Annotated in this window: 22 protein-coding genes and 1 tRNA gene; 11 read left to right on the plus strand and 12 right to left on the minus strand. The window is 70.2% G+C overall.

The genetic code is table 11. From position 1 onward, the window contains the following. Positions 1–4: 4 nt before the first annotated feature. Complete coding sequence (locus ACFWYW_RS34725; RefSeq protein WP_379612986.1) at positions 5–1,483, plus strand: glutamate synthase subunit beta; 1,479 nt, start codon at positions 5–7, stop codon at positions 1,481–1,483. Positions 1,484–1,805: 322 nt separating this feature from the next. Here the strand turns inward: ACFWYW_RS34725 and ACFWYW_RS34730 are convergent, their stop codons facing one another. Continuing rightward, positions 1,806–2,597 carry a neutral zinc metallopeptidase gene (locus ACFWYW_RS34730; RefSeq protein WP_379612985.1) on the minus strand — a complete coding sequence of 264 codons (792 nt, stop codon included), beginning with the start codon at positions 2,595–2,597 and terminating at the stop codon, positions 1,806–1,808. A 153-nt stretch (positions 2,598–2,750) separates the two neighbouring features. On the opposite strand from ACFWYW_RS34730, the gene ACFWYW_RS34735 reads away from it, so the two are divergent. From ACFWYW_RS34735 to pyk, 3 genes are all read left to right on the plus strand, one after another. Continuing rightward, positions 2,751–4,391 carry a S8 family serine peptidase gene (locus ACFWYW_RS34735; protein ID WP_379612984.1) on the plus strand — a complete coding sequence of 547 codons (1,641 nt, stop codon included), beginning with the start codon at positions 2,751–2,753 and terminating at the stop codon, positions 4,389–4,391. A 15-nt stretch (positions 4,392–4,406) separates the two neighbouring features. Then, complete coding sequence (locus ACFWYW_RS34740) at positions 4,407–4,757, plus strand: DUF2784 domain-containing protein (RefSeq protein ID WP_379612983.1); 351 nt, start codon at positions 4,407–4,409, stop codon at positions 4,755–4,757. 81 nt (positions 4,758–4,838) lie between these two features. Next, complete coding sequence (gene pyk, locus ACFWYW_RS34745; RefSeq protein WP_184960860.1) at positions 4,839–6,269, plus strand: pyruvate kinase; 1,431 nt, start codon at positions 4,839–4,841, stop codon at positions 6,267–6,269. Positions 6,270–6,334: 65 nt separating this feature from the next. Here the strand turns inward: pyk and dapD are convergent, their stop codons facing one another. From dapD to ACFWYW_RS34765, 4 genes are read right to left on the minus strand one after another with little or no spacing between them, the layout of a single operon-like run. Continuing rightward, positions 6,335–7,297: a 2,3,4,5-tetrahydropyridine-2,6-dicarboxylate N-succinyltransferase gene (dapD, locus tag ACFWYW_RS34750; RefSeq protein ID WP_379612982.1), complete on the minus strand. Its 963-nt coding sequence runs from the start codon at positions 7,295–7,297 to the stop codon at positions 6,335–6,337. 17 nt (positions 7,298–7,314) lie between these two features. Next, the gene (locus ACFWYW_RS34755) at positions 7,315–7,734 is read right to left on the minus strand and encodes a pyridoxamine 5'-phosphate oxidase family protein (protein WP_379612981.1); all 420 of its coding nucleotides are present in this window, start codon (positions 7,732–7,734) and stop codon (positions 7,315–7,317) included. Positions 7,735–7,773: 39 nt separating this feature from the next. After that, positions 7,774–8,892, minus strand: a complete 1,119-nt coding sequence (locus ACFWYW_RS34760) for a sensor histidine kinase (protein ID WP_379612980.1) — start codon at positions 8,890–8,892, stop codon at positions 7,774–7,776. Next, positions 8,889–9,548, minus strand: a complete 660-nt coding sequence (locus ACFWYW_RS34765; RefSeq protein WP_379612979.1) for a response regulator transcription factor — start codon at positions 9,546–9,548, stop codon at positions 8,889–8,891. The genes ACFWYW_RS34760 and ACFWYW_RS34765 overlap by 4 nt, the downstream gene beginning before the upstream one ends. An 88-nt stretch (positions 9,549–9,636) precedes the next feature. Here ACFWYW_RS34765 and ACFWYW_RS34770 point away from each other — a divergent pair, with 88 nt between their 5' ends. The 4 genes from ACFWYW_RS34770 to ACFWYW_RS34785 are packed head-to-tail and all read left to right on the plus strand — an operon-like array spanning position 9,637 to position 12,975. Further along, the gene (locus ACFWYW_RS34770; protein WP_379612978.1) at positions 9,637–10,068 is read left to right on the plus strand and encodes a hypothetical protein; all 432 of its coding nucleotides are present in this window, start codon (positions 9,637–9,639) and stop codon (positions 10,066–10,068) included. After that, on the plus strand, positions 10,065–11,126 hold the full coding sequence (locus ACFWYW_RS34775) for a peptidoglycan-binding protein (RefSeq protein WP_379612977.1): 1,062 nt from the start codon (positions 10,065–10,067) through the stop codon (positions 11,124–11,126). The genes ACFWYW_RS34770 and ACFWYW_RS34775 overlap by 4 nt, the downstream gene beginning before the upstream one ends. Further along, positions 11,123–11,782 carry an ABC transporter ATP-binding protein gene (locus ACFWYW_RS34780; RefSeq protein WP_379612976.1) on the plus strand — a complete coding sequence of 220 codons (660 nt, stop codon included), beginning with the start codon at positions 11,123–11,125 and terminating at the stop codon, positions 11,780–11,782. The genes ACFWYW_RS34775 and ACFWYW_RS34780 overlap by 4 nt, the downstream gene beginning before the upstream one ends. Then, positions 11,782–12,975: an ABC transporter permease gene (locus ACFWYW_RS34785; protein WP_379612975.1), complete on the plus strand. Its 1,194-nt coding sequence runs from the start codon at positions 11,782–11,784 to the stop codon at positions 12,973–12,975. Before ACFWYW_RS34780 ends, ACFWYW_RS34785 begins: the two co-directional genes overlap by 1 nt. 78 nt (positions 12,976–13,053) lie before the next feature. On the opposite strand, the gene ACFWYW_RS34790 is transcribed toward ACFWYW_RS34785, so the two are convergent. Next, complete coding sequence (locus ACFWYW_RS34790; RefSeq protein ID WP_379612974.1) at positions 13,054–13,230, minus strand: hypothetical protein; 177 nt, start codon at positions 13,228–13,230, stop codon at positions 13,054–13,056. A gap of 126 nt (positions 13,231–13,356) precedes the next feature. Continuing rightward, positions 13,357–13,442 (minus strand) — tRNA-Leu (locus ACFWYW_RS34795). A 105-nt stretch (positions 13,443–13,547) separates the two neighbouring features. Here ACFWYW_RS34795 and ACFWYW_RS34800 point away from each other — a divergent pair. Next, positions 13,548–14,132 carry a response regulator gene (locus ACFWYW_RS34800; protein ID WP_312896323.1) on the plus strand — a complete coding sequence of 195 codons (585 nt, stop codon included), beginning with the start codon at positions 13,548–13,550 and terminating at the stop codon, positions 14,130–14,132. 225 nt (positions 14,133–14,357) lie between these two features. Here ACFWYW_RS34800 and ACFWYW_RS34805 read toward each other — a convergent pair whose 3' ends face one another. Continuing rightward, on the minus strand, positions 14,358–15,197 hold the full coding sequence (locus ACFWYW_RS34805; RefSeq protein ID WP_379612973.1) for a hypothetical protein: 840 nt from the start codon (positions 15,195–15,197) through the stop codon (positions 14,358–14,360). 164 nt (positions 15,198–15,361) lie between these two features. Here ACFWYW_RS34805 and ACFWYW_RS34810 point away from each other — a divergent pair, with 164 nt between their 5' ends. Both ACFWYW_RS34810 and ACFWYW_RS34815 read left to right on the plus strand, forming a co-directional pair. Continuing rightward, complete coding sequence (locus tag ACFWYW_RS34810; RefSeq protein ID WP_379612972.1) at positions 15,362–16,651, plus strand: ABC transporter substrate-binding protein; 1,290 nt, start codon at positions 15,362–15,364, stop codon at positions 16,649–16,651. A gap of 210 nt (positions 16,652–16,861) precedes the next feature. Beyond that, positions 16,862–18,157, plus strand: a complete 1,296-nt coding sequence (locus ACFWYW_RS34815) for an ABC transporter substrate-binding protein (protein ID WP_379612971.1) — start codon at positions 16,862–16,864, stop codon at positions 18,155–18,157. 48 nt (positions 18,158–18,205) lie between these two features. On the opposite strand, the gene ACFWYW_RS34820 is transcribed toward ACFWYW_RS34815, so the two are convergent. The 4 genes from ACFWYW_RS34820 to ACFWYW_RS34835 all read right to left on the minus strand — a co-directional run bounded on the left by ACFWYW_RS34820 (position 18,206) and on the right by ACFWYW_RS34835 (position 21,393). Continuing rightward, on the minus strand, positions 18,206–18,607 hold the full coding sequence (locus tag ACFWYW_RS34820) for a hypothetical protein (protein WP_379612970.1): 402 nt from the start codon (positions 18,605–18,607) through the stop codon (positions 18,206–18,208). A gap of 89 nt (positions 18,608–18,696) precedes the next feature. Next, positions 18,697–19,482: an ABC transporter ATP-binding protein gene (locus tag ACFWYW_RS34825; protein ID WP_379612969.1), complete on the minus strand. Its 786-nt coding sequence runs from the start codon at positions 19,480–19,482 to the stop codon at positions 18,697–18,699. Beyond that, positions 19,479–20,417, minus strand: coding sequence for an ABC transporter ATP-binding protein (locus ACFWYW_RS34830; RefSeq protein WP_379612968.1), 939 nt, complete (start codon positions 20,415–20,417; stop codon positions 19,479–19,481). The genes ACFWYW_RS34825 and ACFWYW_RS34830 overlap by 4 nt, the downstream gene beginning before the upstream one ends. Continuing rightward, on the minus strand, positions 20,407–21,393 hold the full coding sequence (locus ACFWYW_RS34835; protein WP_379612967.1) for a branched-chain amino acid ABC transporter permease: 987 nt from the start codon (positions 21,391–21,393) through the stop codon (positions 20,407–20,409). Before ACFWYW_RS34835 ends, ACFWYW_RS34830 begins: the two co-directional genes overlap by 11 nt. Between the last annotated feature and the right edge of the window lie 11 nt (positions 21,394–21,404).

The raw sequence follows: 21,404 nt of genomic DNA on the forward strand, positions 1-21,404 counted from the left end.
TTCCATGGCTGACCCGAAGGGTTTCCTCACACACGACAGGGAGCTGCCCGCGCGCCGTCCCGTGGACGTGCGCATCCAGGACTGGAAGGAGGTCTACCACGACTTCCCCGCCGCCAAGCTGAAGCAGCAGGCCGCCCGCTGCATGGACTGCGGCATCCCGTTCTGCCACAACGGCTGCCCGCTGGGCAACCTCATCCCCGAATGGAACGACCTCGTCTACCGCGAGGACTTCCAGGAGGCGATCGAACGCCTGCACGCCACGAACAACTTCCCGGAGTTCACCGGCCGCCTGTGCCCCGCCCCGTGCGAGGCCGCCTGCGTGCTCGGCATCAACTCCGACCCCGTGGCGATCAAGCGGGTCGAGGTCGAGATCATCGACCGGGCCTTCGCCGAGGGCTGGGTCCGTCCCGAGCCGGCGGCGGTGAAGACCGGCCGGCGCGTGGCCGTGGTCGGATCGGGCCCGGCCGGGCTGGCCGCCGCCCAGCAGCTCACCCGCGCCGGGCACGACGTCGTCGTGTTCGAGCGGGCCGATGCCATCGGCGGGCTGCTGCGTTACGGCATCCCCGAGTTCAAGATGGAGAAGCGCCACATCGACCGGCGCCTGGAGCAGATGCGGGCCGAGGGCACCGAGTTCCGCACCTCGGTCAACGCCGGCGTCGACATCACCGCCGCGCAGTTGCGCGCCGAGTTCGACGCCGTCGTCCTGGCCGGCGGCGCCACCCAGTGGCGCGACCTGCCCGTCGAGGGACGCGAGCTGCGCGGCGTCCACCAGGCGATGGAGTACCTGCCCCCCGCCAACCGCGCAGTATCTGATGCGCCCGAGTCCGGCGCGGATGCACACGCAAAGATCAACGCCCGAGGCAAGCACGTCGTGGTCATCGGCGGCGGCGACACCGGCGCGGACTGCATCGGCACCGCCATCCGCCAGGGCGCCGCGTCGGTGACCCAGCTGGAGATCATGCCCCGCCCGCCCGCGTCCAGGGCGGGTTCGCAGCCGTGGCCCACGTTCCCGACGCTGTTCAAGATGGAGAGCGCCCACGAGGAACTGGCCGACGGCGGCGGCGACCGCGTCTACGCCGTCTCCACCTTGGGCTTCGCCGGCGACGCGGAGGGCAACGTCCGGGCGCTGCGGCTGGTCGAGGTCGAGGGCCCGCAGAACGGCTTCAAGCCCATCCCGGGCACCGAGCGGGAGATCCCCGCCGACCTCGTCACGCTGTCCATGGGCTTCACCGGGCCCGAGAAGAGCGTGCTGCTGGAGGAACTGGGCGTCGCTTACGACAAGCGCGGCAACGTGGCGCGTGACGCCTCGTACATGACCTCGGTGGAGGGTGTGTTCTCGGCCGGGGACATCGGGCGGGGACAGTCGCTCATCGTCTGGGCCATCGCCGAGGGCCGCGCCGCCGCCTCCCGGGTGGACGCGTTCCTGACGGGGGAGACGGCGCTGCCGTACCCGATCCTCCCGACGGCCCGCTCGCTCGTCTAACCCCATCACGGTGTACGGCGGGGCGGCCCCACCCGCCCCGCCAAACCCGTCTCCGGCCCGGCCCCCGGCCCGGCCCGGCCCCCGGCCCGACCCGGCCCCGGCCCGACCGGTCCCCGGCCTGTGTCCTCGACCGCCCGGTTTGTCCCAGGCCTCAGGGCCTCGGTCGCTGCCGGGCGTCCGGGTGACACCGGCGGCCTCACCCCCGCTTCTCCGTGCCGCTGCGCGCCGGCCCACCCCGCTCCGTCGGCCGTCCGGTTCCCCGCGCGACCCATCCCGCTCCGCCGGTCCTCCGGTTCCCCGGGACGTTGTGGGCTGCCCGGGGTCAGGCGACCGTGGCCGGGGCGGCGGTCCAGGTGTTGCAGGCTGACGGGGTTTCGGCGGCGAAGCCCTTGTTGAACCAGCGGGCCCGGTTGGCGCGGCTGCCGTGGTCGTTGGTCTTGCTGCCCTTCTCGCCGCCCAGCGACCACGCGATGGCGATCAGCGCGCCCCACTCCGGCACCGAGCGCTTCTGGGCGTCCCACACGCTCCCGATGTAGACCCCGGCCAGGCAGTCGGCCTGCAGCTCGTAGCGCCGCTGGGCTTCCAGGACGTGGGCCTTGGAGGTGTACTTCTCCCGCATCGCCCCCTGCAGCACGCCGGTCAGCCGCTGGACGTGGTGACCGTACTCGTGCGCCATGACCAGCAGGAAGCCCACCTCGGGCGCGTACTCCCTGACCGGACCCGGCAGGTAGACGCCGATGACGCCGGTGGGGTTGCAGTAGGCGCCGGGCATGATGTCGGCGGCCTTGCCCTGGCAGAAGGGCGCGTTCCCGCTGGTCATGTAGGTGAACGCCGGCTTGGCCGAGGCCAGGCCGCCGGCCCGCAGGTGCTTGCCCCAGGCGGTGTTCAGGCAGGCGTAGGTCCTGGTCAGGTACGCCCGCACGGCCGCGTGCCCGCGGTCGGCCGGGGCAGGGAGGCGGCAGGCGGAGGCCGGGAACTGGCCGGTCCGGTACAGGGCGTTGTGGGTGAGGCGGCGGTCCTTGATCGGGTACGAGCCGGCCATCGCCGGGCTCGGCGCGAGGCCGGCCAGAACCGCGGCGGTGAGCGCGGTGGCGGCGACGGCGGGGAGTCTCATGCCGTTCACGGTGGCTGGAGCCTCTTGAAAGCCGGTTGCCGCTCACCTGAAAGCCACCGCATCTACCAATAGATACCGAAATATCGGCATGAAGTTGACCGATTCGATGAGTGTCGGAAAGATGCGTTTTCTGGCTGGAACAAAGGGGGAGCAATGCGGCGGATCGCCTCAGTCTTGGCGGGGTTGGCCGTCGTCACCTCACTCACCGCCTGCGCCCCGGCCGCGCAGCGCCCCACCCTTTCCCAGGCGAGCGCGGACTTCCTGGTCTTCTACGCCGACGGCAAGCGGGGCGAAGCGCTCGGCGCGATCGGGCGGGCGGGCGGCTCCGCCGTACGGACTGAGGAACGGCTTGGATACGTGCTGGCCAGAGGCGCGGGGGAGAGGTTCGCCGCCGCGCTCGACGACGACCCGGCCGTCGTGGGCGTCTCCGCCGACCGCCAGATCGGGTACGCCTCGGCGAGCCCCGCGCACCCCGGTACGGCAAGCGCCGTCCCGGACGCCTCGGCCCGCGAGGGCGCGGTCAAGGGCCGCGAACCGCTGGCCACGCGGCAGTGGGACATGCGGATGATCGGCGCGGACAAGGCCAACGCCACCCTGCCCGGCAGCAAGAAGGTGCTGGTCGGCGTCATCGACACCGGCATCGACGGCAACCACCCCGACATCGCCCCGAACTTCGAGCGCGCCCTGTCGCGCAACTTCGTCACCGACCGCCCCAGCGACAAGAACGGCGAAACGCTCGACGGCCCCTGCGAGGTCGCCGGCTGCAAGGACCCGGTCGACCGAGACGACGACGGCCACGGCACCCACGTGGCCAGCACGATCGCCTCCCCGCTGAACGGCGTCGGCGTCGCGGGCGTCGCCCCCGGCGTGCGGCTGGTCAACATCCGCGCCGGCCAGGACTCCGGCTTCTTCTTCCTCAAGCCCAGCCTCGACGCCCTCACCTACGCCGCCGACATCGGCGTCGACGTGGTCAACATGAGCTACTACGTGGACCCCTGGCTGTTCAACTGCACCGCCAACAAGGACGACAGCGCCCGCGAGCGGTCCGAGCAGCGGGCCGTCATCACCGGCATGCAGCGCGCGCTCGACTACGCCAGGGGCAAGGGCGTCACGCTCATCTCCGCCCTCGGCAACGGCGCCACCGACCTGGGCAGGCCGAAGGTGGACAAGGACAGCCCCGGCTACCCGCGCGGCGACGAGCGCGTGCGCCGTGTCGACAACTCGTGCCTGAACGTGCCGGCCGAGTCGAAGGGCGTCATCTCGATCTCGGCGGTCGGCCCGTCCGGCCGCAAGTCGATCTACAGCGACTACGGCGTCGAGCAGACCGACCTGGCCGCGCCCGGCGGCGACGCGCTCGACGGCAAGGGCGCCTCGCCCACCCGCTCCATCCTCGCCGCCGCGCCCGAGTCCGCCCTGCGCGCCGGCAACAAGATCGACAAGAACGGCAAGCCGAAGACGAACGAGGTGATCCGCGACTGCGCCAAGGGCACGTGCGCGTACTACCAGTACATGGACGGCACCTCCATGGCCGCCCCGCACGCCACCGGCGTCGCCGCCCTGCTGGTCAGCCGCTTCGGCAAGCCCGGCAAGGGCGGCCTCACGCTGTCCCCGGCGACGGTGGAGAAACTGCTCTACAAGAGCGCCACGCCCAAGGCCTGCCCGTCGCCGCGCGCGTACGTCTACGAGGTGTACGGCGAGGAGGACACGCACACCTGCGAAGGCGGCACGGCCAGGAACGGCTTCTACGGCCGCGGAATCGTCAACGCCCTGAACGCCACCACCGTCAAGCGCTGAATGTAGGGTCGGGGCATGGGGTACCGCCTCATCGCAGAAGCCGCGATGCTGGTGCACTTCGCCTTCCTCGTCTACATGGCCGTCGGCGGGTTCCTGGCCTGGCGCTGGCCGCGTACCATCTGGATCCACCTGGGCGTGGTCGCCTGGGGTGTACTGTCGATCACGACAGGTGTGGAGTGCCCGCTGACCCTGGTCGAGGACTGGGGCCGTGAGCGGGCCGGGCAGGCGGGGCTGCCGGACTCCGGGTTCATCGACCACTACATCGAGGGCGTGATCTACCCGGAGGAATACACACTCTTGGCACGCTGGGGTGTGGCCGTTCTCGTGCTGTTCTCCTATATCGGCTACGTTCTCCGACGTCGATGACGGGGTCCTCACGGTGATGGCAGCGACCGAGGATGCTCGCTTCGCTCCATCAAGTGGTCTGTACCAATTAAGGTGGGACTCGTGACTCGTCGCGCGAAAATCGTCTGCACACTTGGCCCCGCCACATCCTCCCCCGAACGACTGCGCGAGCTGATCGCCGCCGGGATGGATGTCGCCCGTTTCAACCTCTCGCATGGCAACCATGAGATGCACAAAGAGGTATTCGACCGGGTGAGGGAGGTGGCGGCCGACCTCGGCCGCGGCGTAGGCGTACTCGCCGACCTGCAAGGCCCCAAGATCCGCGTGGGAACCTTCGAGGAGGGCCCGGTCCGGCTCGGGTTCGGCGACGTCTTCACCGTCACCACCGAGGACGTGCCCGGCGACCGCGAGCAGGTCTCCACCACCTACAAGGGCCTGCCCGGCGACGTGCGCTCCGGCGACACGATCCTGGTCGACGACGGCCGCCTGGTGCTGGAGGTGACCCGCGTCGACGGCCAGCGCGTGACCACCCGCGTCGTGATCGGCGGGATGATCTCCGACAACAAGGGCCTCAACCTGCCGGGCGTCAACGTCAGCGCCCCCGCCCTCACCGACAAGGACGAGGCCGACCTGCGCTGGGCGCTGCGCACCGGCTTCGACATGATCGCGCTGTCGTTCGTGCGCCGTCCTTCGGACGCCGACGTGGTCCGCAACATCATGGAGCAGGAGGCGGTACGGCTGCCGCTGCTCGCCAAGATCGAGAAGCCGCAGGCCGTCGAACGCCTCCCGGAGATCGTCGAGGCCTTCGACGGCATCATGGTGGCCCGCGGCGACCTGGGCGTCGAGCTCCCGCTCGAAGAGGTGCCGATCGTCCAGCGGCGCATCATCGAGCTGTGCCGCGAGAAGGCCAGGCCGGTCATCGTCGCCACCCAGATGCTCGACTCGATGATGAACGCCCCGCGCCCCACCAGGGCCGAGACCTCCGACGTGGCCTACGCCGTCATGGACGGCGCCGACGCCGTCATGCTGTCCGGCGAGACCTCGGTCGGCAACTACCCCATCGAGGCCGTCTCCACGATGGACCGCATCGCCTGCGCCGCCGAGAAGGCCTCCCTGACGGCCACGCACAGCCTCGACCGGCTGCCGGAGACCACCGGCGGCGCCATCGCCCGCGCCGCCGCCGAGGTCGGCGCCATCGTGGGCGCCAAGGCACTGGTCGCCTTCACGATGTCCGGCGAGACCGCGCGCCGCCTGGCCCGCTACCGCTCGCCGATCCCGCTGCTCGCCTTCACCTCGGCGCCGCACGTACGGGGGCAGCTGTCGCTGACGTGGGGCGTGGAGACGTTCCACGTGCCGTTCGTCCACCACACCGACGACATGGTCCGCCAGGTGGAGGCGTCACTGCTGTCGCTGGGCCGGCTGGAGAAGGGCGACAAGGTCGTCATCGTCGCCGGTTCCCCTCCCGGCACCCCGGGCTCCACGAACGCGCTGCGCGTGCACACCATCGGCTCCGCCGTGTCGCACGCCCACTAGCCCTTCCCGCCGAAACCCCGCGAGCGCCGCCTACCCGGTCTCGCGGGGTTTCCTGCCGTCTGGACTCAGTTGGCGTGCAGGGTGGCGTTCAGCTCGATGCGCTGACCGGTGCGGGCGACCGCCTCGACCGCGCCCGACTGGGAGTTGCGGCGGAACAGCAGGCCGCTGGAGCCCGACAGCTCCTTGCCCTTGACCACGCGGCCGTCCGGCAGCGCGATCTTGGTGCCGGACGTGACGTACAGGCCCGCCTCCACCACGCAGTCGTCGCCCAGCGAGATCCCCACACCGGCGTTGGCACCCAGCAGGCAGCGCTCGCCGATCGCGATGACCTCCTTGCCGCCGCCCGACAGCGTGCCCATGATCGACGCGCCGCCGCCCACGTCGGAGCCGTCGCCGACGACGACGCCGGCCGAGATGCGGCCCTCGACCATCGAGGCGCCCAGCGTGCCGGCGTTGAAGTTGACGAAGCCCTCGTGCATCACGGTCGTGCCGGCGGCCAGGTGGGCGCCGAGCCGTACCCGGTCGGCGTCGGCGACGCGGACACCGGAGGGCAGCACGTAGTCGACCATCCTCGGGAACTTGTCCACGCCGTAGACCGTCACCGCCCCCGTGGCGCGCAACCGCAACCGGGTCCGCTCGAACCCGTCCACCGCGCACGGCCCCCGGTCGGTCCACACGACGTTGGCCAGCAGCCCGAACAACCCGTCCAGGCTCAGCCCGTGCGGGCGTACCAGGCGCGACGACAGCAGATGCAGGCGCAGGTACGCGTCGTGCGCGTCGGCCGGGGCCTCCGACAGCTTGGCGATGCCGGTGCGCACGGCGACGACCTCGACGCCGCGCGCCGGGTCGGGGCCGGTCAGGGCGGCCAGCTCGCCCGCCGCGTCGGCGTCGAGCCGTTCGGTGCCGGCGAAGGCGGGCTCGCCCAGCTCGGGCGCGGGGAACCAGGTGTCGAGCACGGTGCCGTCGGCGGCGATGGTGGCCAGGCCGATGCCGTGGGCGCCGGTGGTGGTGGGATCGATAGCAGTCACGGCCCCAAAATACCGGGTCAGATGGTGCCGAGGTCGGCCGACAGCCACCGCTCGGGCCGCATGTGGAAGGTGACGAGGACGGCGAGGTTCGACTGCCCGACATATCCGGCCACCGCGTCGTCGGGCAGGTAGCGGGCGACGATCCTGGTCATCTCATCCAGCGTGGTGGGATTCTTCGCCACCACCGGGCCTTCGGCGGACACGTAGCGGTAGGTGGGATGGCTCCGCTGGGCGAGCATCGACACCCGGCCCGCCTTGCCGATCAGCTGTGCCTTGACCGAATCGCCGTCGGTGAGGAACGACACCATGCCGCCCGGCTCGTAGTCGTACCAGATCGGCACGTTCAGCGGCGCCCGGCCCTCGCCCGCCTCCACCGCGACCGCCCCGATGTGCGGCTCGGCCAGGAACGCCTCCCGATCAGCAGCGCTCAGCGCCACGGCAACCCCCCGAAGATCGTCGTACTCCTGTGGCCGACCTTAACCCAGCGAAGCCCCGCCGAACGTGACGCGGACCGTCAGCCCGCCACCCGGGTTCGCCTCGGCCGCGACGACGGCGTCATGGGCACGGGCCACGGCCGCCACGATCGACAACCCGAGCCCCGCTCCCTCGCCGGGCGTGTGCTGGCGCTCGTGCAGCCGCCGGAACGGCTCGAACAGCAGCGGCACCACCTCGGCCGGAACCACCGGCCCCGTGTTCGTCACCGTCAGCTCCCCGGCACCGGTGACGATCTCCACCCTGCCGTCAGGCCGGTTGTAGCGGACCGCGTTGGCCACCAGGTTCCCCACCAGCCGCTCCAGCAGCACCGGATCGCCCTTCACCACCAGCGGGCCGCCCCGGACGAGCGCTCCGGCGTCGTCGCCCAGCGCCGCCGCGATGTGGTGGACCGCGACCGGCTCCCGCCGTTCCAGCCCCTGCTCCGACACCGACAGCAGCAGCAGTCCCTCGATCAGCCGCTCGTTGCCGTCGGCGAGGTCGATCAGCTTCTCCCGCATCCGCGACACCCGCGCCGCGTCCGGCTCGCCCGCCAGCCCGATCTCCGCCGCCGCCCGCTGCATCGCCAGCTGCGTACGCAGCTCGTGCGCGGCGTTGGCGGCGAAGCGCTGCTGCGCGCCGACCAGCCGCTCGATCCGGTCCAGCATGGCGTCGAAGGTGTCGGCCAGCTGCTTGAGCTCGCCCGACGGCGCGTCCAGGGCGATGCGCTCGTGCAGGTTCGCCCCCGACAGCCGCCGGGCGGTCCGCGTGATCACCGACACCGGCCGCAACATCCGACCCGCCATCCACCACGCCAGCACCACCGACGCCAGCGCGAACCCCGCCGCCGCCGCGATCGAGATCAACAGCAGCCGCTCCAGCGCCGTCTCCTCGACGAAGCCGAGCAACTGCACCGTGGTGGCGAAGTCCCCGCCGGACGGCACGTCGGCGCTCACCCTGGCACCCGGGAGCGCCATCGGCAGGCCCGGCTGCCTGGCCGCCGCCGAACTGATCGTGCTCACCAGGCTGTCCCGAAGCAGGAAGTAGATGAGCGCGACCAGCCCGCCGCCCGCCAGCAGCAGCAGCCCGCCGAACAACGCCGTCAGCCGGGTCCGCTCGTTCATGCGCCGATCCGGTAACCGGCCCGTGGCACCGTCTCCACCACCGGAGGGTCGCCGAGCTTGGCCCGCAGCTTGCTCAGCGTCACCCGCACCGCGTTCGTGAGGTAGCTGGTGTCCTCCTCCCACACCTGGTCGATGAGGTCCTCGTTGCTGACGACCGCGCCCTCGGCGCGCATCAGCGCCTCCAGCACCGCGAACTCCTTGCGCGACAGGTGCAGCGGGCGGCCGTCGCGGCGGGCCGTACGGCAGGCCGTGTCGAGCACCACCCCGCCGCGCTCGATGACCGGAGGCAGCGCGGGACGCGCGCGCCGCCCGAGCGCCAGCACCCGCGCCAGCAGCTCGTCATAGACGAACGGCTTCGGCAGATAGTCGTCGGCGCCCAGCCGCAGCCCGTCCACGCGCTCACGCACGCTGCCCGCGGCGGTCAGCATGAGCACCCGGGTCATCAGCCGGTACGCCACCACCCGGCGGCACACCTCGTCGCCGTGCACGCCGGGCAGGTCGCGGTCGAGCACCATCACGTCGTACTCGCCGGCCTCCAGCTTGCGCAGCGCCTCCCGGCCGTCATGGGCCACGTCCACGGCGAGCGCCTCCCGGCGCAGCCCCTCGGCGATCATCTCCGCCAGGAACGCCTCGTCCTCTACCACCAGCACACGCATGCCCCCTCTCTACCTGAGGTGCGCATTTCCTTGCCATAAAGGCGACCGTTAGAGCGGCGAAACGCGGCCTCGGGCCAGCCTGAGCAGCATGAAGACCACCATCGCCCTGGCCGCGCTCGTCCTGAGCCTGGCCGCCTGCGGCAACACCGCGCCCGAGAAGAACACGACCGTCAACTCCGGCGACCAGCGCCTCAAGACCGCCGAATGCCTGCGTGCCAAGGGCGTCAAGGTCGGCGACCCCGGCGGCCTCGGCAAGAGCCAGACGATCGACAGCGGCGGCATGGACCAGAAGGAGTTCGAGAAGCTGCTCAAGGAGTGCGGCGCGTTCGGCGGCACCGGCAAGCAGATCAGCCAGGCCGACAAGGACAAGGCCCTCGCTTTCGCCAAGTGCATGCGCGAGCAGGGCCTCGACTTCCCCGACCCCGAGTTCGACGGCGGCATGCAGGAGGCCAGGCCCGTGCCCGCCGACAAGGCCGCCTTCGAGAAGGCCAACAAGACCTGCAGCGAGAAGACCGGATGAACCGCGCCACGACGACGCTGACCGCGGGGGCCGTCCTGGCGGCGCTCGCGGGCGGTGTTGCCTTCGCCACGTTCGCCACGCCCGGCGGAGCGGAGCCGTCCGCCGCGCCCCCGGTCACCGCCGCCACCGGCACCGTCGACAAGGGTGATCTCACGCAGAGCGTCCGCGCCAAGGGCACGCTCGGCTTCGCCGGCCGCCGCACCGTCGGCACCGCCCTCGGCGGCGTCCTCACCTGGCTGCCGCGCGCGGGCTCGGCCATCGGCCGCGACGAGCGCCTCTACGAGGTCGACGGCAAACCCGTCCGTCTCATGTACGGCGCCAAGCCCATGTACCGCACCCTTTCCCAGGGCGCGAAAGGCGCCGACGTGCGCCAGCTCGAAGCCAACCTCAAGGCCCTCGGCTACGGCTCCGGCATGACCGTCGACGACGAGTACACCTGGGCCACCGCCCAAGCCGTACGCGACTGGCAGGAGGACCACGACCTGCCCGAGACCGGCACCACCGGCCCGGAGCAGATCGCGTTCGCCCCCCGCGCCCTGCGCGTGCAGAAGCTCGAGAGCGCGACGGGCGACCGCGTGGCCCCCGGCGCCCGCCTGCTCACCGCCACCGGCGCAGAACGCGTCGTCACGTTCAAGGTGGACGTCACCGAGGCCGCCCACCTCAAGACCGGCGACCGGGTCACCGTCGAACTCCCCACCGGCAAACGCGCCAAAGGCCGCGTCGCCGGCATCGGCCGCACCGCCGAAGCCGACGACCAGGGCGCCGACAAGACCCCCAAGGTCGACATCACCGTCACCTTCGACCGCCGCGCCGGCGTCAAGGGCGTCGACCAGGCCCCCGTCAGCGTCCTCATCAAGGGCGAGACCCGCAAGGACGTCCTGTCCGTCCCGGTCACCGCGCTGCTGGCCGTACCCGGGGGCGGCTACGCCGTCCGCGTCGTCGGCGCCGGACCGCCGCGTGACGTGAAGGTCGAACTCGGCCTGTTCGCCGACGGCCGCGTCGAGGTCACCGGCGACGGGCTGGGCCAGGGCACGAAGGTCGAGGTGCCCGGCACATGAGCGTCGTCGAACTCACCGGCGTCACCAAGCGCTACCCCGGCGGCGTCGACGCCCTGCGCGGCGTCGACCTGCACGTCGAACAGGGCGAACTCCTCGCCATCGTCGGCCCGTCCGGCTCCGGCAAGTCCACGCTCCTGCACATCGTCGGCACCCTCGACCTGCCCACCGACGGACACGTGCGCATCGTCGGCCACGACGTCGGCGGCCTGTCCGACCGCGCGCTGTCGGCCCTGCGCGCCCGCCACATCGGCTTCGTCTTCCAGGCCTTCCACCTCATGCCCGGCGTCACCGCCCTCGACAACGTCGCCGAAGGCCTCCTCTACACCGGCCTCTCCCCGGTACGGCGCCGCCACCGGGCCGCCGAGGCCCTGGAACGCGTCGGGCTGGCCGACCGCATGCGCCACCGGCCCCACGAACTGTCCGGCGGCCAGAAGCAGCGCGTGGCCATCGCCCGCGCCGTCGCCGGCGAACCCGACCTGCTCCTGGCCGACGAACCCACCGGCGCCCTGGACAGCGCGTCGGGCGCGGCCGTACTCGATCTCCTGCACGAGCTCAACCGCGACGGCGCGACCATCGCCGTGATCACCCACGACCCCGAGATCGCCGCCGCCCTGCCCCGCCAGGTACGCGTCAGGGACGGGCAGGTGATCGGCTGATGGCCACGCTCACCCCCGCCCGCCTGCGCCCGCGCGACATCGCCCACGTGGGCTCCGCCGGCCTGCGCGGCCGCCCGATGCGCGTGGTGCTGTCCGCCCTGGGCATCGCCATCGGCATCGCGACCATGATCGCGGTGGTCGGTATCTCGGCCTCCAGCAAGGAACAGCTGATGCGCCGGCTCGACCAGCTCGGCACCAACATGCTGGTCGTGACACCGGGCGACTCGATGTTCTCCGGCGAACGCGCCAAACTCCCCAAGGACGCCCCCGCCATGGCCGCCCGCATCGCCGGCGTGGAGCAGGTGGCGGCCCTGGGCGCCCTGCCGTACCCGGTCTACCGCAACGACCGGGTGGACGAGCTCGACACCAACGGCATCACCCTGTCCGCCGCCGCGGAGTCCTTGCTGGCCGCCCTGCGCGGCCGCATGGCGAAGGGCTCCTGGCTCAACGCCGCCAACGGCCGCTACCCCTCCGTCGTCCTCGGCCACGTCGCCGCCCGCCGCCTGGGCATCACCGAGCCCGGCAGGCAGGTCTACCTGAACGGCCGCTACTTCACCGTCGTGGGCATCCTCGCCCCGCTGCCGATGGCCGAGGAGATCGAGCGCTCGGCGCTGGTCGGCTGGAAGGCGGCGCAGGACCTGCTCGCCTTCGACGGCCACCCCACGTCCATCTACGAACGTTCGACGGACGAGTCCGTCGTCAAGGTCAGAGACCTCCTCCCGCGAACCGTCAACCCGGAGCACCCGGAAGAGGTGGAGATCACCGACCCGTCCGCCGCCCTGCAGGCGAAGGCGGCCTCTGCCGGCGCCTTCACCAACCTGCTGCTCGGCCTGGGCGCGGTCGCCTTGCTGGTCGGCGGCGTGGGAGTGGCCAACACCATGATCATCTCCGTGCTGGAGCGCCGCCACGAAATCGGCCTGCGCCGGGCGCTGGGCTCCACCCGCGGCCAGATCCGCCTGCAGTTCGTGACGGAGTCGCTCCTGCTCTCCGGCCTGGGCGGCCTGGCCGGCGTCCTCCTGGGCGCCGCCGCGACCTGGATCTACGCGACCTCGGGCGGCATGCCCTGGGTCGTACCCCCGTGGGCGATGGCAGGAGGCTTCACCGCCACCCTGGTCATAGGCACGGTCGCCGGCCTGTACCCCGCCGTAAGAGCCGCCCGCACCTCCCCAACCGTAGCCCTCCACGCCACCTGACCCCCGGCCTGGCATCCCGTCTCCCGCCGTCCGGCCGGTGCCGGGTCCTGGGTCGGCCCGACGCCCGTCAGGGCCGGGTCACGCTGGCTCCGCCGTCCCGGCGAGAGCCGCCGTGCGCCCCGCTCGCCTCGGCAGCCCGGCGGCGCTCGAGAGCACCGCGGCCATGGCCTGCGCGGCCGCCTCGACGAGACCGGGCCAGGACGCCGAGCCGGAGATCATGAGCCGGTAAGACGACTCGCCGGTGGTGGACGACATGCCCGTCGCCGAATGCCGGGCGGCCGGGCAGGGGAGGGCTGCGTGGAGTGGAGCGCGCGGTTGACGGTATCGCAGGGGTGCATGCGCTCAGTGTGTCGGTCGTCACTGACAGTTCTGGTGGGGTGATGGTGCCGGAAGCGGGATTCGAACCCGCACGCCCTCTCGAGCGGGCGCTTTTGAGGCGCCTATGTCTGCCATTCCATCATTCCGGCTGGGAAAACCGGCAAAATCCGGTTTTGTGCCGGGACGCGCCTGAGTAGATCAGGTTCGGACACCGGCGTGGATCTAATGTAGCGGACCTCGGTACTCTTCTGCTCGTGAGTACGCAGCGGCGAGTAGTGATCGCGGAAGACGAGGCGCTGATCCGCCTCGACCTCAAGGAGATGCTTGAGGAGGACGGCTACGTCGTCGTGGGTGAGGCGGGTGACGGTGAGCAGGCGATCCTGCTGGCCACCGAGCTCAAACCCGACCTCGTCATTCTCGACGTCAAGATGCCCGTGCTCGACGGCATCTCGGCGGCCGAGCGTATCGTCGCCGAACGGGTCGCCCCCTGTCTCATCCTCACCGCCTTCTCCCAGCGGGACCTGGTCGAGCGGGCCAGGGACGCGGGGGCGATGGCCTACCTGGTCAAGCCGTTCACGAAGGCGGACCTGGTGCCGGCGATCGAGATGGCGGTCAGCAGGCACGAGGAGATGGTGGCGCTGGCCACCGAGGTCTCGAGCCTGTCCGAGCGGCTGGAGACCCGCAAGCTGGTCGAGCGGGCCAAGGGGCTGCTCATGGCGGCGCACGGGTGGAGCGAGCCGCAGGCGTTCCGGTGGATCCAGAAGGCCTCGATGGACCGGCGCCTCAGCATGCGCGAAGTGGCCCAGATCGTCGTCGCGGACGCCACCAAGTCCGAATAGCCCCCCGAAAGTCCGACCAACCCCGGCCGAGGGCGCCACATGGCCCTGGGGTCTCACAGCCGCGCGCTTCGTGGGCCGCGCACCCTCATGGGGTCCGCGCCGTCCGGATGGTCAGCGCCCCTGCGGGTCCGTGTGCTCGCGGGGGCCCGTGTGTTCCTGGGGGACGTGTGTTCCTGGGGGTACGTGCGCTTCGCCCCGGCCCCGAGGCGCCCGGTGGTGTGGGGTCTACAGGCCGCAGGTCTTGCGGGCGTAGCCGAGGATGAGCTGGTCCAGGCGCAGGGAAGGCGTCTGGACGGTGTCGGAGCGGAAGACGAGGTATCGCGGTTCGCCGGTCCCCAGCGCCACCCGCGCGTTGAAGAGCATGGCGATCTTGGCCTCCGCGAACGAGTGCGGGTCGCAGCGGCCCGGGGTGATCCGGACGGGGATCTCCAACCGCGCCATTCCCGCCTTGAGCGTCATTTCCCGAGAATTCAGCTCATAGTGCACGTTGCCTGACAACTCGGTAACGGTCACATCTTGATTGCTATTGCGGCGCGTCACGATAACACTGCCGTGGAGGACCTTGTCCTTCTCGGTCCAAGCCTGACCGAACCCCACCGACACCGCCTGCTGCACGAGGAACTGCTCGCACTCCTCCCGGAAAAGCTTCGCCAGCAACGGGTCCGGATGGGGCAGTGCCCAGCTGACCTCGCGTGCGGGCTCGTCGCCTGCCTTGACGTGCGCGATCACCCGCGCCGGCCGCAGTTCCGGCACGGCTCCGGGGGCGCACTTGGCCGCGCCGTACGAGATGCGCAAAGCCACCGGAACGCTCTTGATGGCGGTGTCCATGCGCGAGAACCCGGTCTCCTGGAACGAGGGCCCGCTCACCCGCACGTCGGACACCCACACGGGGGTGCTTCCGCTGTTGGCCATGACCACGCTCAGCATGTGCTTGGGCATGTCGGATCGTCCCTGCGTGAGGGTCACGGTGAGCCCCTGGGGCGGGCTCGTGGAGGGGGCGGGCGGAGTGCCCCCGCAGGCGGAAAGGCCGAGGACCAGGACCAGGAGGGCGGCGGTGCGCTTCACATCGCCACAGTAGAGGCGGCCCGCGGCCGGGCCAGGTTAAGGAGGAGTCACGACTGCGCATCGTAAGGTCGCGGCCTCTCCCGCCGGATACTTCCGGGGTCATGCTGATCGTGGATTTCGCGAACTCCATGTCCCCCCTGCGCATCTGCAAGAAGGAGATATCGATGATTCGGCGAGCGTTGGCCGTCGCGACCGCGGCGGTCTCGGCCCTCGCACTCGCGGCCTGCGGATCCTCCGGCCAAGACGTGGCCGGTACCCCGGCGAGCGACACGGCCTCCGCGCCGGGCACCACCGCCGCCAAGGGCGACGGCACGCTGGTCCTCGGCTCCGTACTCCCTCAGACCGGGAACCTGTCCTATCTGGGCCCGCCGATGTTCGCGGGCGTCGATCTGGCGGTCAAGGAGATCAACGCGGCGGGCGGCGTGCTGGGCAAGCAGATCTCGGTCTCGCACACCGACTCCGGCGACACCACGACCCAGATCGCCGCCCAGTCCACCGACAGCCTGCTGGCCAAGAAGGTCGACGCGATCGTGGGATCGGCTTCCTCCTCGGTCTCGCTGTCCATCCTCGACAAGATCACGGGTTCCGGGGTGCTGATGTTCTCGCCGTCGGCGACGGGCATCGAGCTCACCAACGCCAAGGACAACGGCCTGTTCTGGCGTACGGCCCCGCCCGACGTCCTCCAGGGCCGGGTGCTGGGCGACCTCGCGGTCTCGGAAGGCGACGACACGGTGGCGATCGTGGCCATGCAGGACGCCTACGGTTCCGGCCTGGCCGACTCGACGGAGAAGGCCGTTCTCGCCGGCGGGGGCGAGGTCGTGGAGAAGATCCTCTACGACCCCAAGGCGGCTGACTTCTCGGCGGACGTGGCCAAGGTGAAGGCGAAGAACCCGAAGGGCATCGTGCTCATCGGGTTCGCCGAGACCAGCAAGGTCGTCCAGGAACTGGTGAAGCAGGGCCTGACCAGCGACAAGCACCACTGGTACATGGTCGACGGCAACCTGTCCAACACCAACTACCTGAAGTTCCCCAAGGGCACGATGAAGGGTGTCAAGGGCACCCTGCCGGGCTCGGAGGCGCCGGGGGCGTTCCAGAAGAAGCTGCTGGAGGTCAATCCGGACCTCGACGTCTTCGGTTACGGCCCCGAGTCCTACGACGCGGTGAACCTGATCGCGCTGGCGGCGGAGGCGGCCAGGAGCGACGTCGCCGCCGACATGGCCGCGAAGCTGGGCGAGGTCAGCAAGGGCGGCGAGAAGTGCAACGCCTTCAAGGTCTGCGCGGACCTCCTCAAGGCGGGCAAGGACATCGACTACGACGGCGTGAGCGGGCCTGTGGAGTTCAACGACGCGGGCGATCCCGCGACGGCCACGATTGGCATCTACCAATTCGGGCAGAACAACACCTTCGACGCGGCCAAGGCTCTGGAGTATCGATCGGGGAACATCGCGGGGTAACAGGGCGTCAGCGGCCGGTTTCCCAGCTAACCGGCCGCTACCTGGGGGTTTTCTTCATAAGTTGAGGAGTGATTACGACTCAGCATCCAAGTGCCGACAGTTCTTCCAGGCATCTAGCTGGAAGCGTGCTGCTTTTTGTACGTTTCGCTCATTCGATCGGGAACGTCGGCGGTGCTGACAGCCTCCCGGCCTGGATGAAGGAGACACTTCATGACCCGCATTGCCCCACTCGGGCGCGTGCTCGCCGTCGCGGCTGCGGCGAGCCTCGCTCTGACGGCCTGTGGCGGCGGCGCTGACACCGCCGGCACCAAGGCCACCGATTCGGCCGCGCCGGCGACCTCGGCCGCGGCCGGCAAGGGCGACGGCACGCTGAACCTCGGCACCCTCCTCCCGCAGACCGGCTCGCTCGCCTACCTCGGCCCGCCCGAGTTCGCGGGCGTCGACCTGGCGGTCAAGGAGATCAACGACGCGGGCGGCGTCCTCGGCAAGCAGGTCTCGGTCTCGCACACCGACTCCGGCGACACCACGACGCAGATCGCCTCGCAGTCGGTGGACAGCCTGCTGGCCAAGAAGGTGGACGCCATCATCGGCGCCGCCTCGTCCTCGGTGTCGCTGTCCGTGATCGACAAGATCACGGGTGCCGGCGTGGTGCACTTCTCGCCCGCCAACACCTCCATCGAGCTCACCACCTACAAGGACAACGGCCTGTTCTGGCGTACGGCTCCGCCGGACATCCTGCAGGGCCGCGTCCTGGGTGACCTCGCGGTGGCCGACGGCGACGACACGGTCGCCATCCTCGCGCTGCAGGACTCCTACGGCACCGGCCTGGCCGACTCCACGGAGAAGGCCGTCATCGCCGGCGGCGGCGAGGTCGTCGAGAAGATCATCTACGACCCCAAGGCCGCGGACTTCTCGGCCGACGTCGCGAAGGTCAAGGCCAAGAACCCGAAGGGCATCGTGCTCATCGGCTTCGCCGAGACCAACAAGGTCGTCCAGGAGCTCGTCAAGCAGGGCCTGACCGCCGACAAGCACCACTGGTACATGGTCGACGGCAACCTGTCCAACACGAACTTCCTGAAGTTCCCGAAGGGCACCCTGAAGGGCGTCAAGGGCACGCTGCCCGGCGCGGCCGCTCCGGACACGTTCCAGAAGAAGTTGCTCGAGATCGACCCGAAGCTCGAGGACTTCAGCTACGCGCCCGAGTCCTACGACGCCGCCAACCTCATCGCCCTGGCCGCCGAGGCCGCCAAGAGCGACGCGGGCACCGACATCGCCACGAAGCTGGGCGAGGTCAGCAAGGGCGGCGAGAAGTGCAACGACTTCAAGACCTGCGTCGACCTGCTGAAGGCCGGCAAGGACATCGACTACGACGGCATCAGCGGTCCGGTCGAGTTCAACGACGCCGGTGACCCGGCGACGGCCACCATCGGCATCTACCAGTACGGCGCGGACAACAAGTACCCCGCCAAGGCCATCGACTACCGCACCGGCAACATCGACGGTTAAGTAGTCAGGCGGGAGCCCCGGGACCTCGGTCCCGGGGCTTCTTCGCGTTCACCGGCCCTTGCAGCCCTCGACGATCCTGTCGGCGGCGGCCCGGTAGTCCTTCAGGAGCGCCACCTGGCGCTTCCTGGGGGTCTGGGCGCTGGACAGGCCTTTCGTGGCCTTCTCGACCTTCTCCGCCTCGTCCTGGAGCACCTGGGGGAGCCGGGGGCCGAACTCCTGGACCATGCCGCGCAGCTCGGCCAGCCGGCCCAGGACGGCGTTCTCGAAGTTCTGCTCGTCCTCCCTGCCCGCGGGCAGGAGCAGCAGCCCGGCGTAGCCGATGGAGGAGACGACGCGGGTGCAGGGGTCGTCGTCGGGGTCGCCGCCGGTGCTGTACTTGGCGCTTTCGCTCGCCGCCGCCTGCGTCTTCTGCGCGGGCGGGCTGTTCTGGCAGGCCACGAGCATGGGCATGAGGAGGGCGATAGCCGTAATGCGTCGCACCATGCTCATTAAACGCGGAGAAGGGGCCCCAAAGGGACCCCTTCGCGCGAACAGCGTGTTTACGCCCGTGCCAGCGTGCCCAGGTAGAGCTCGATGACCTTCGGGTCGTTGGCCAGCTGGCGGCCGGTGCCGGTGTAGGCGTTGCGGCCCTGGTCGAGCACGTAGCCGCGGTGGCAGATCTGCAGGCAGCGCCGCGCGTTCTGCTCCACCATGATCACGGTCACGCCCGCCTTGTTGATCTGCTGGGCCTGAATGAAGACCAGGTCCTGCAGCTTCGGCGACAGGCCGGCCGACGGCTCGTCGAGCAGCAGCACCGACGGCTCGGTCATGAGCGCCCTGGCCATGGCCACCATCTGCCGCTCACCGCCCGACAGGGAGCCGGCGCGCTGCTTGCGCCGCTCCTTGAGGGCGGGGAACAGCTCGGTGACGAACTCGAAGCGCTCCTTGAACTTCGTGGGCGCCTGGTAGGCGCCCATCTCGAGGTTCTCCTCGATCGTCAGGCTGGGGAAGACGTTGTTGGTCTGCGGGACGTAGCCGACCCCGCGGGCGACCAGCTGGTGCGCCTTCATGTTCGTGATGTCCTCACCCTTGAGCACGACCGTGCCGCTGCGGATGTTGACCAGTCCGAACATGGCCTTGAGCAGCGTCGACTTTCCGGCGCCGTTGGGGCCGATGATGCCGATCAGCTCGCCCTCGCCGACGTACAGGTCGGAGCCGTTGAGGATGTTGACACCGGGCAGGTAGCCGGCGATGAGCTCGTCGCAGCGGAGCACGGCGTTCTCGGCCCCCGCCACGTGGGCGCTGCGGTCGGTGACGGCCGCCTTGGAATCCGGGGTGCTGCTCACTTGCCTGCCTCCTCCTCGGCCTCGGCCTCGAGCGCGGCCTCGGCCTCCTGGAGCTGCTCTTCCAGCTCCTCCTCGGACAGCGGCGCGTCGTGGTGGGCGCCCAGATAGGCGTCGATCACCCGGGCGTCGGACATGATCGTGTCCGGCGGCCCCTCCGCGATCACGGTGCCCTGGGCCATCACGATCACCCAGTCGCTGATGTCGCGGACCATGTCCATGTCGTGCTCGACGAACAGCACGGTCATGCCCTGCTCGCGCAGGTCCTTGACGTGGCCCAGCAGCGACTGCGTCAGCGCCGGGTTGACGCCGGCCATCGGCTCGTCGAGCATGACCAGCTCCGGGCTGACCATGAGCGCGCGGGCCATCTCCAGCAGCTTGCGCTGACCGCCGGACAGGGAACCCGCGAAGTCCTCGCGCTTGGCGTCCAGCTTGAAGCGCGCGAGCAGTTCGTCGGCGCGCGCGGTGATCTCGTCCTCCTGGGCGCGCCAGGAGGACGGCACCAGCGCGCGGAAGAAGCTCTCGCCCTTCTGGTTCTGGGCGCCGAGGCGCATGTTCTCGATGACCGTCAGCTTCGACAGCGCCTTGGTCAGCTGGAACGTGCGGACCATGCCGGAGCGCGCGACCTTGTGGGCCGCGACGCCGTTCATCCTGGTGCCGTTGAACGTCCACTCGCCGGCGTCGGCGGTGTCGAAGCCGGTCAGCTGGTTGAAGAACGTGGTCTTGCCGGCGCCGTTCGGGCCGATCAGCGCGGTGATGGAGCCGCGCTGGATCTCCACGTGCTTGACGTCGACGGCGGTGAGGCCGCCGAAGCGGCGCACGACGTTGTCGACGACCAGGATCGGGTCGGGCTTGGTGACGCCGGGCTCGCGCTGCAGGTCCTTGAAAGCGGCCAGCGCGGCGGCCTTGCTGTCAGTGGGCTTGGTTTCAGCGTGCATCGAGTGCGATCTCCCTCTTATCGCCGAAGATACCCTGCGGACGGAAGACCAGCAGCAGGACCAGGCCGAGACCGACCAGCATGAAGCGGAAGGCGCCGATCTGGTTGACCGACATCCACGTGATGTACTGCGCCTCGATCAGTTCGTTGAGCAGGTTGCCGATGAAGACGAGCAGCACCCAGAAGATGATCGAGCCGACGACCGGGCCGAAGACGCGGGCCGCGCCGCCGAGGATGACGATCGTGTAGGCGTAGAAGGTCAGCTCGGTCGAGAACGCGTCCGGCTGCACCGAGGCGTAACCCAGCGCGTAGATGTAGCCGCCGAAGCTGCCGATGAGGCCGCCGAGGATCAGCGACTGCATCTTGTACGAGAACACGTTTTTGCCCAGCGCGCGCACGGCCTCCTCGTCCTCGCGGATGGCCTTGAGCACGCGGCCCCACGGGCTCTTCATGAGCATGTAGATCACCAGGCACGACAGGGCGACGAGGATCCAGCCGATGAGCAGGACCCAGGTGACGCGCTCGTTGAAGGTGAAGGGGCCGATGCCGTACTCACCCCTGGAGAAGGGGTTCATCGCGAAGAAGCCCTCGGAGAACCCGTAGCGGCCGTCGGAGCCGCCGAAGTAGTCCTTGAAGGTGACCGAGCGGAAGATCAGGCGGACGATCTCGGCCGCCGCGATCGTGACGATGGCGAGGTAGTCGGCGCGCAGCCGCAGCGTCGGGATGCCGAGCAGCAGGGCGAGCAGGATGACCGAGACGAGGCCGACGCCGATGCCCACCCAGAACGGCAGGCCGATCGTGACCACGGTGACGGCCAGGCCGTACGCCGCGACGCCGAGGAAGGCCGCCTGGCCGAAGTTGAGCAGGCCGGTGTACCCGAAGTGCAGGTTGATGCCGATCGCGGCCAGCATGTAGAAGACCGTCTCGACGCCCACCGCCGCCTCGACGGTGGTCACCATGATGTTGAACCAGTCCATGATTCCCCCCG

It is taken from the genome of Nonomuraea sp. NPDC059023 (genome assembly GCF_042740095.1).
Classification (GTDB): Bacteria; Actinomycetota; Actinomycetes; order Streptosporangiales; family Streptosporangiaceae; genus Nonomuraea.

What these genes read in the sequence shown, in the direction of transcription:
- ACFWYW_RS34725 (WP_379612986.1), top strand. Translation starts at nt 5, where the DNA reads ATGGCTGACCCGAAGGGTTTCCTCACACACGACAGGGAGCTGCCCGCG.
- ACFWYW_RS34730 (WP_379612985.1), bottom strand. Translation starts at nt 2,597, where the DNA reads ATGAGACTCCCCGCCGTCGCCGCCACCGCGCTCACCGCCGCGGTTCTG.
- ACFWYW_RS34735 (WP_379612984.1), top strand. Translation starts at nt 2,751, where the DNA reads ATGCGGCGGATCGCCTCAGTCTTGGCGGGGTTGGCCGTCGTCACCTCA.
- ACFWYW_RS34740 (WP_379612983.1), top strand. Translation starts at nt 4,407, where the DNA reads ATGGGGTACCGCCTCATCGCAGAAGCCGCGATGCTGGTGCACTTCGCC.
- ACFWYW_RS34760 (WP_379612980.1), bottom strand. Translation starts at nt 8,892, where the DNA reads ATGAACGAGCGGACCCGGCTGACGGCGTTGTTCGGCGGGCTGCTGCTG.
- ACFWYW_RS34765 (WP_379612979.1), bottom strand. Translation starts at nt 9,548, where the DNA reads ATGCGTGTGCTGGTGGTAGAGGACGAGGCGTTCCTGGCGGAGATGATC.
- ACFWYW_RS34770 (WP_379612978.1), top strand. Translation starts at nt 9,637, where the DNA reads ATGAAGACCACCATCGCCCTGGCCGCGCTCGTCCTGAGCCTGGCCGCC.
- ACFWYW_RS34775 (WP_379612977.1), top strand. Translation starts at nt 10,065, where the DNA reads ATGAACCGCGCCACGACGACGCTGACCGCGGGGGCCGTCCTGGCGGCG.
- ACFWYW_RS34780 (WP_379612976.1), top strand. Translation starts at nt 11,123, where the DNA reads ATGAGCGTCGTCGAACTCACCGGCGTCACCAAGCGCTACCCCGGCGGC.
- ACFWYW_RS34785 (WP_379612975.1), top strand. Translation starts at nt 11,782, where the DNA reads ATGGCCACGCTCACCCCCGCCCGCCTGCGCCCGCGCGACATCGCCCAC.
- ACFWYW_RS34790 (WP_379612974.1), bottom strand. Translation starts at nt 13,230, where the DNA reads ATGTCGTCCACCACCGGCGAGTCGTCTTACCGGCTCATGATCTCCGGC.
- ACFWYW_RS34810 (WP_379612972.1), top strand. Translation starts at nt 15,362, where the DNA reads ATGATTCGGCGAGCGTTGGCCGTCGCGACCGCGGCGGTCTCGGCCCTC.
- ACFWYW_RS34815 (WP_379612971.1), top strand. Translation starts at nt 16,862, where the DNA reads ATGACCCGCATTGCCCCACTCGGGCGCGTGCTCGCCGTCGCGGCTGCG.
- ACFWYW_RS34820 (WP_379612970.1), bottom strand. Translation starts at nt 18,607, where the DNA reads ATGCCCATGCTCGTGGCCTGCCAGAACAGCCCGCCCGCGCAGAAGACG.
- ACFWYW_RS34830 (WP_379612968.1), bottom strand. Translation starts at nt 20,417, where the DNA reads ATGCACGCTGAAACCAAGCCCACTGACAGCAAGGCCGCCGCGCTGGCC.
- ACFWYW_RS34835 (WP_379612967.1), bottom strand. Translation starts at nt 21,393, where the DNA reads ATGGACTGGTTCAACATCATGGTGACCACCGTCGAGGCGGCGGTGGGC.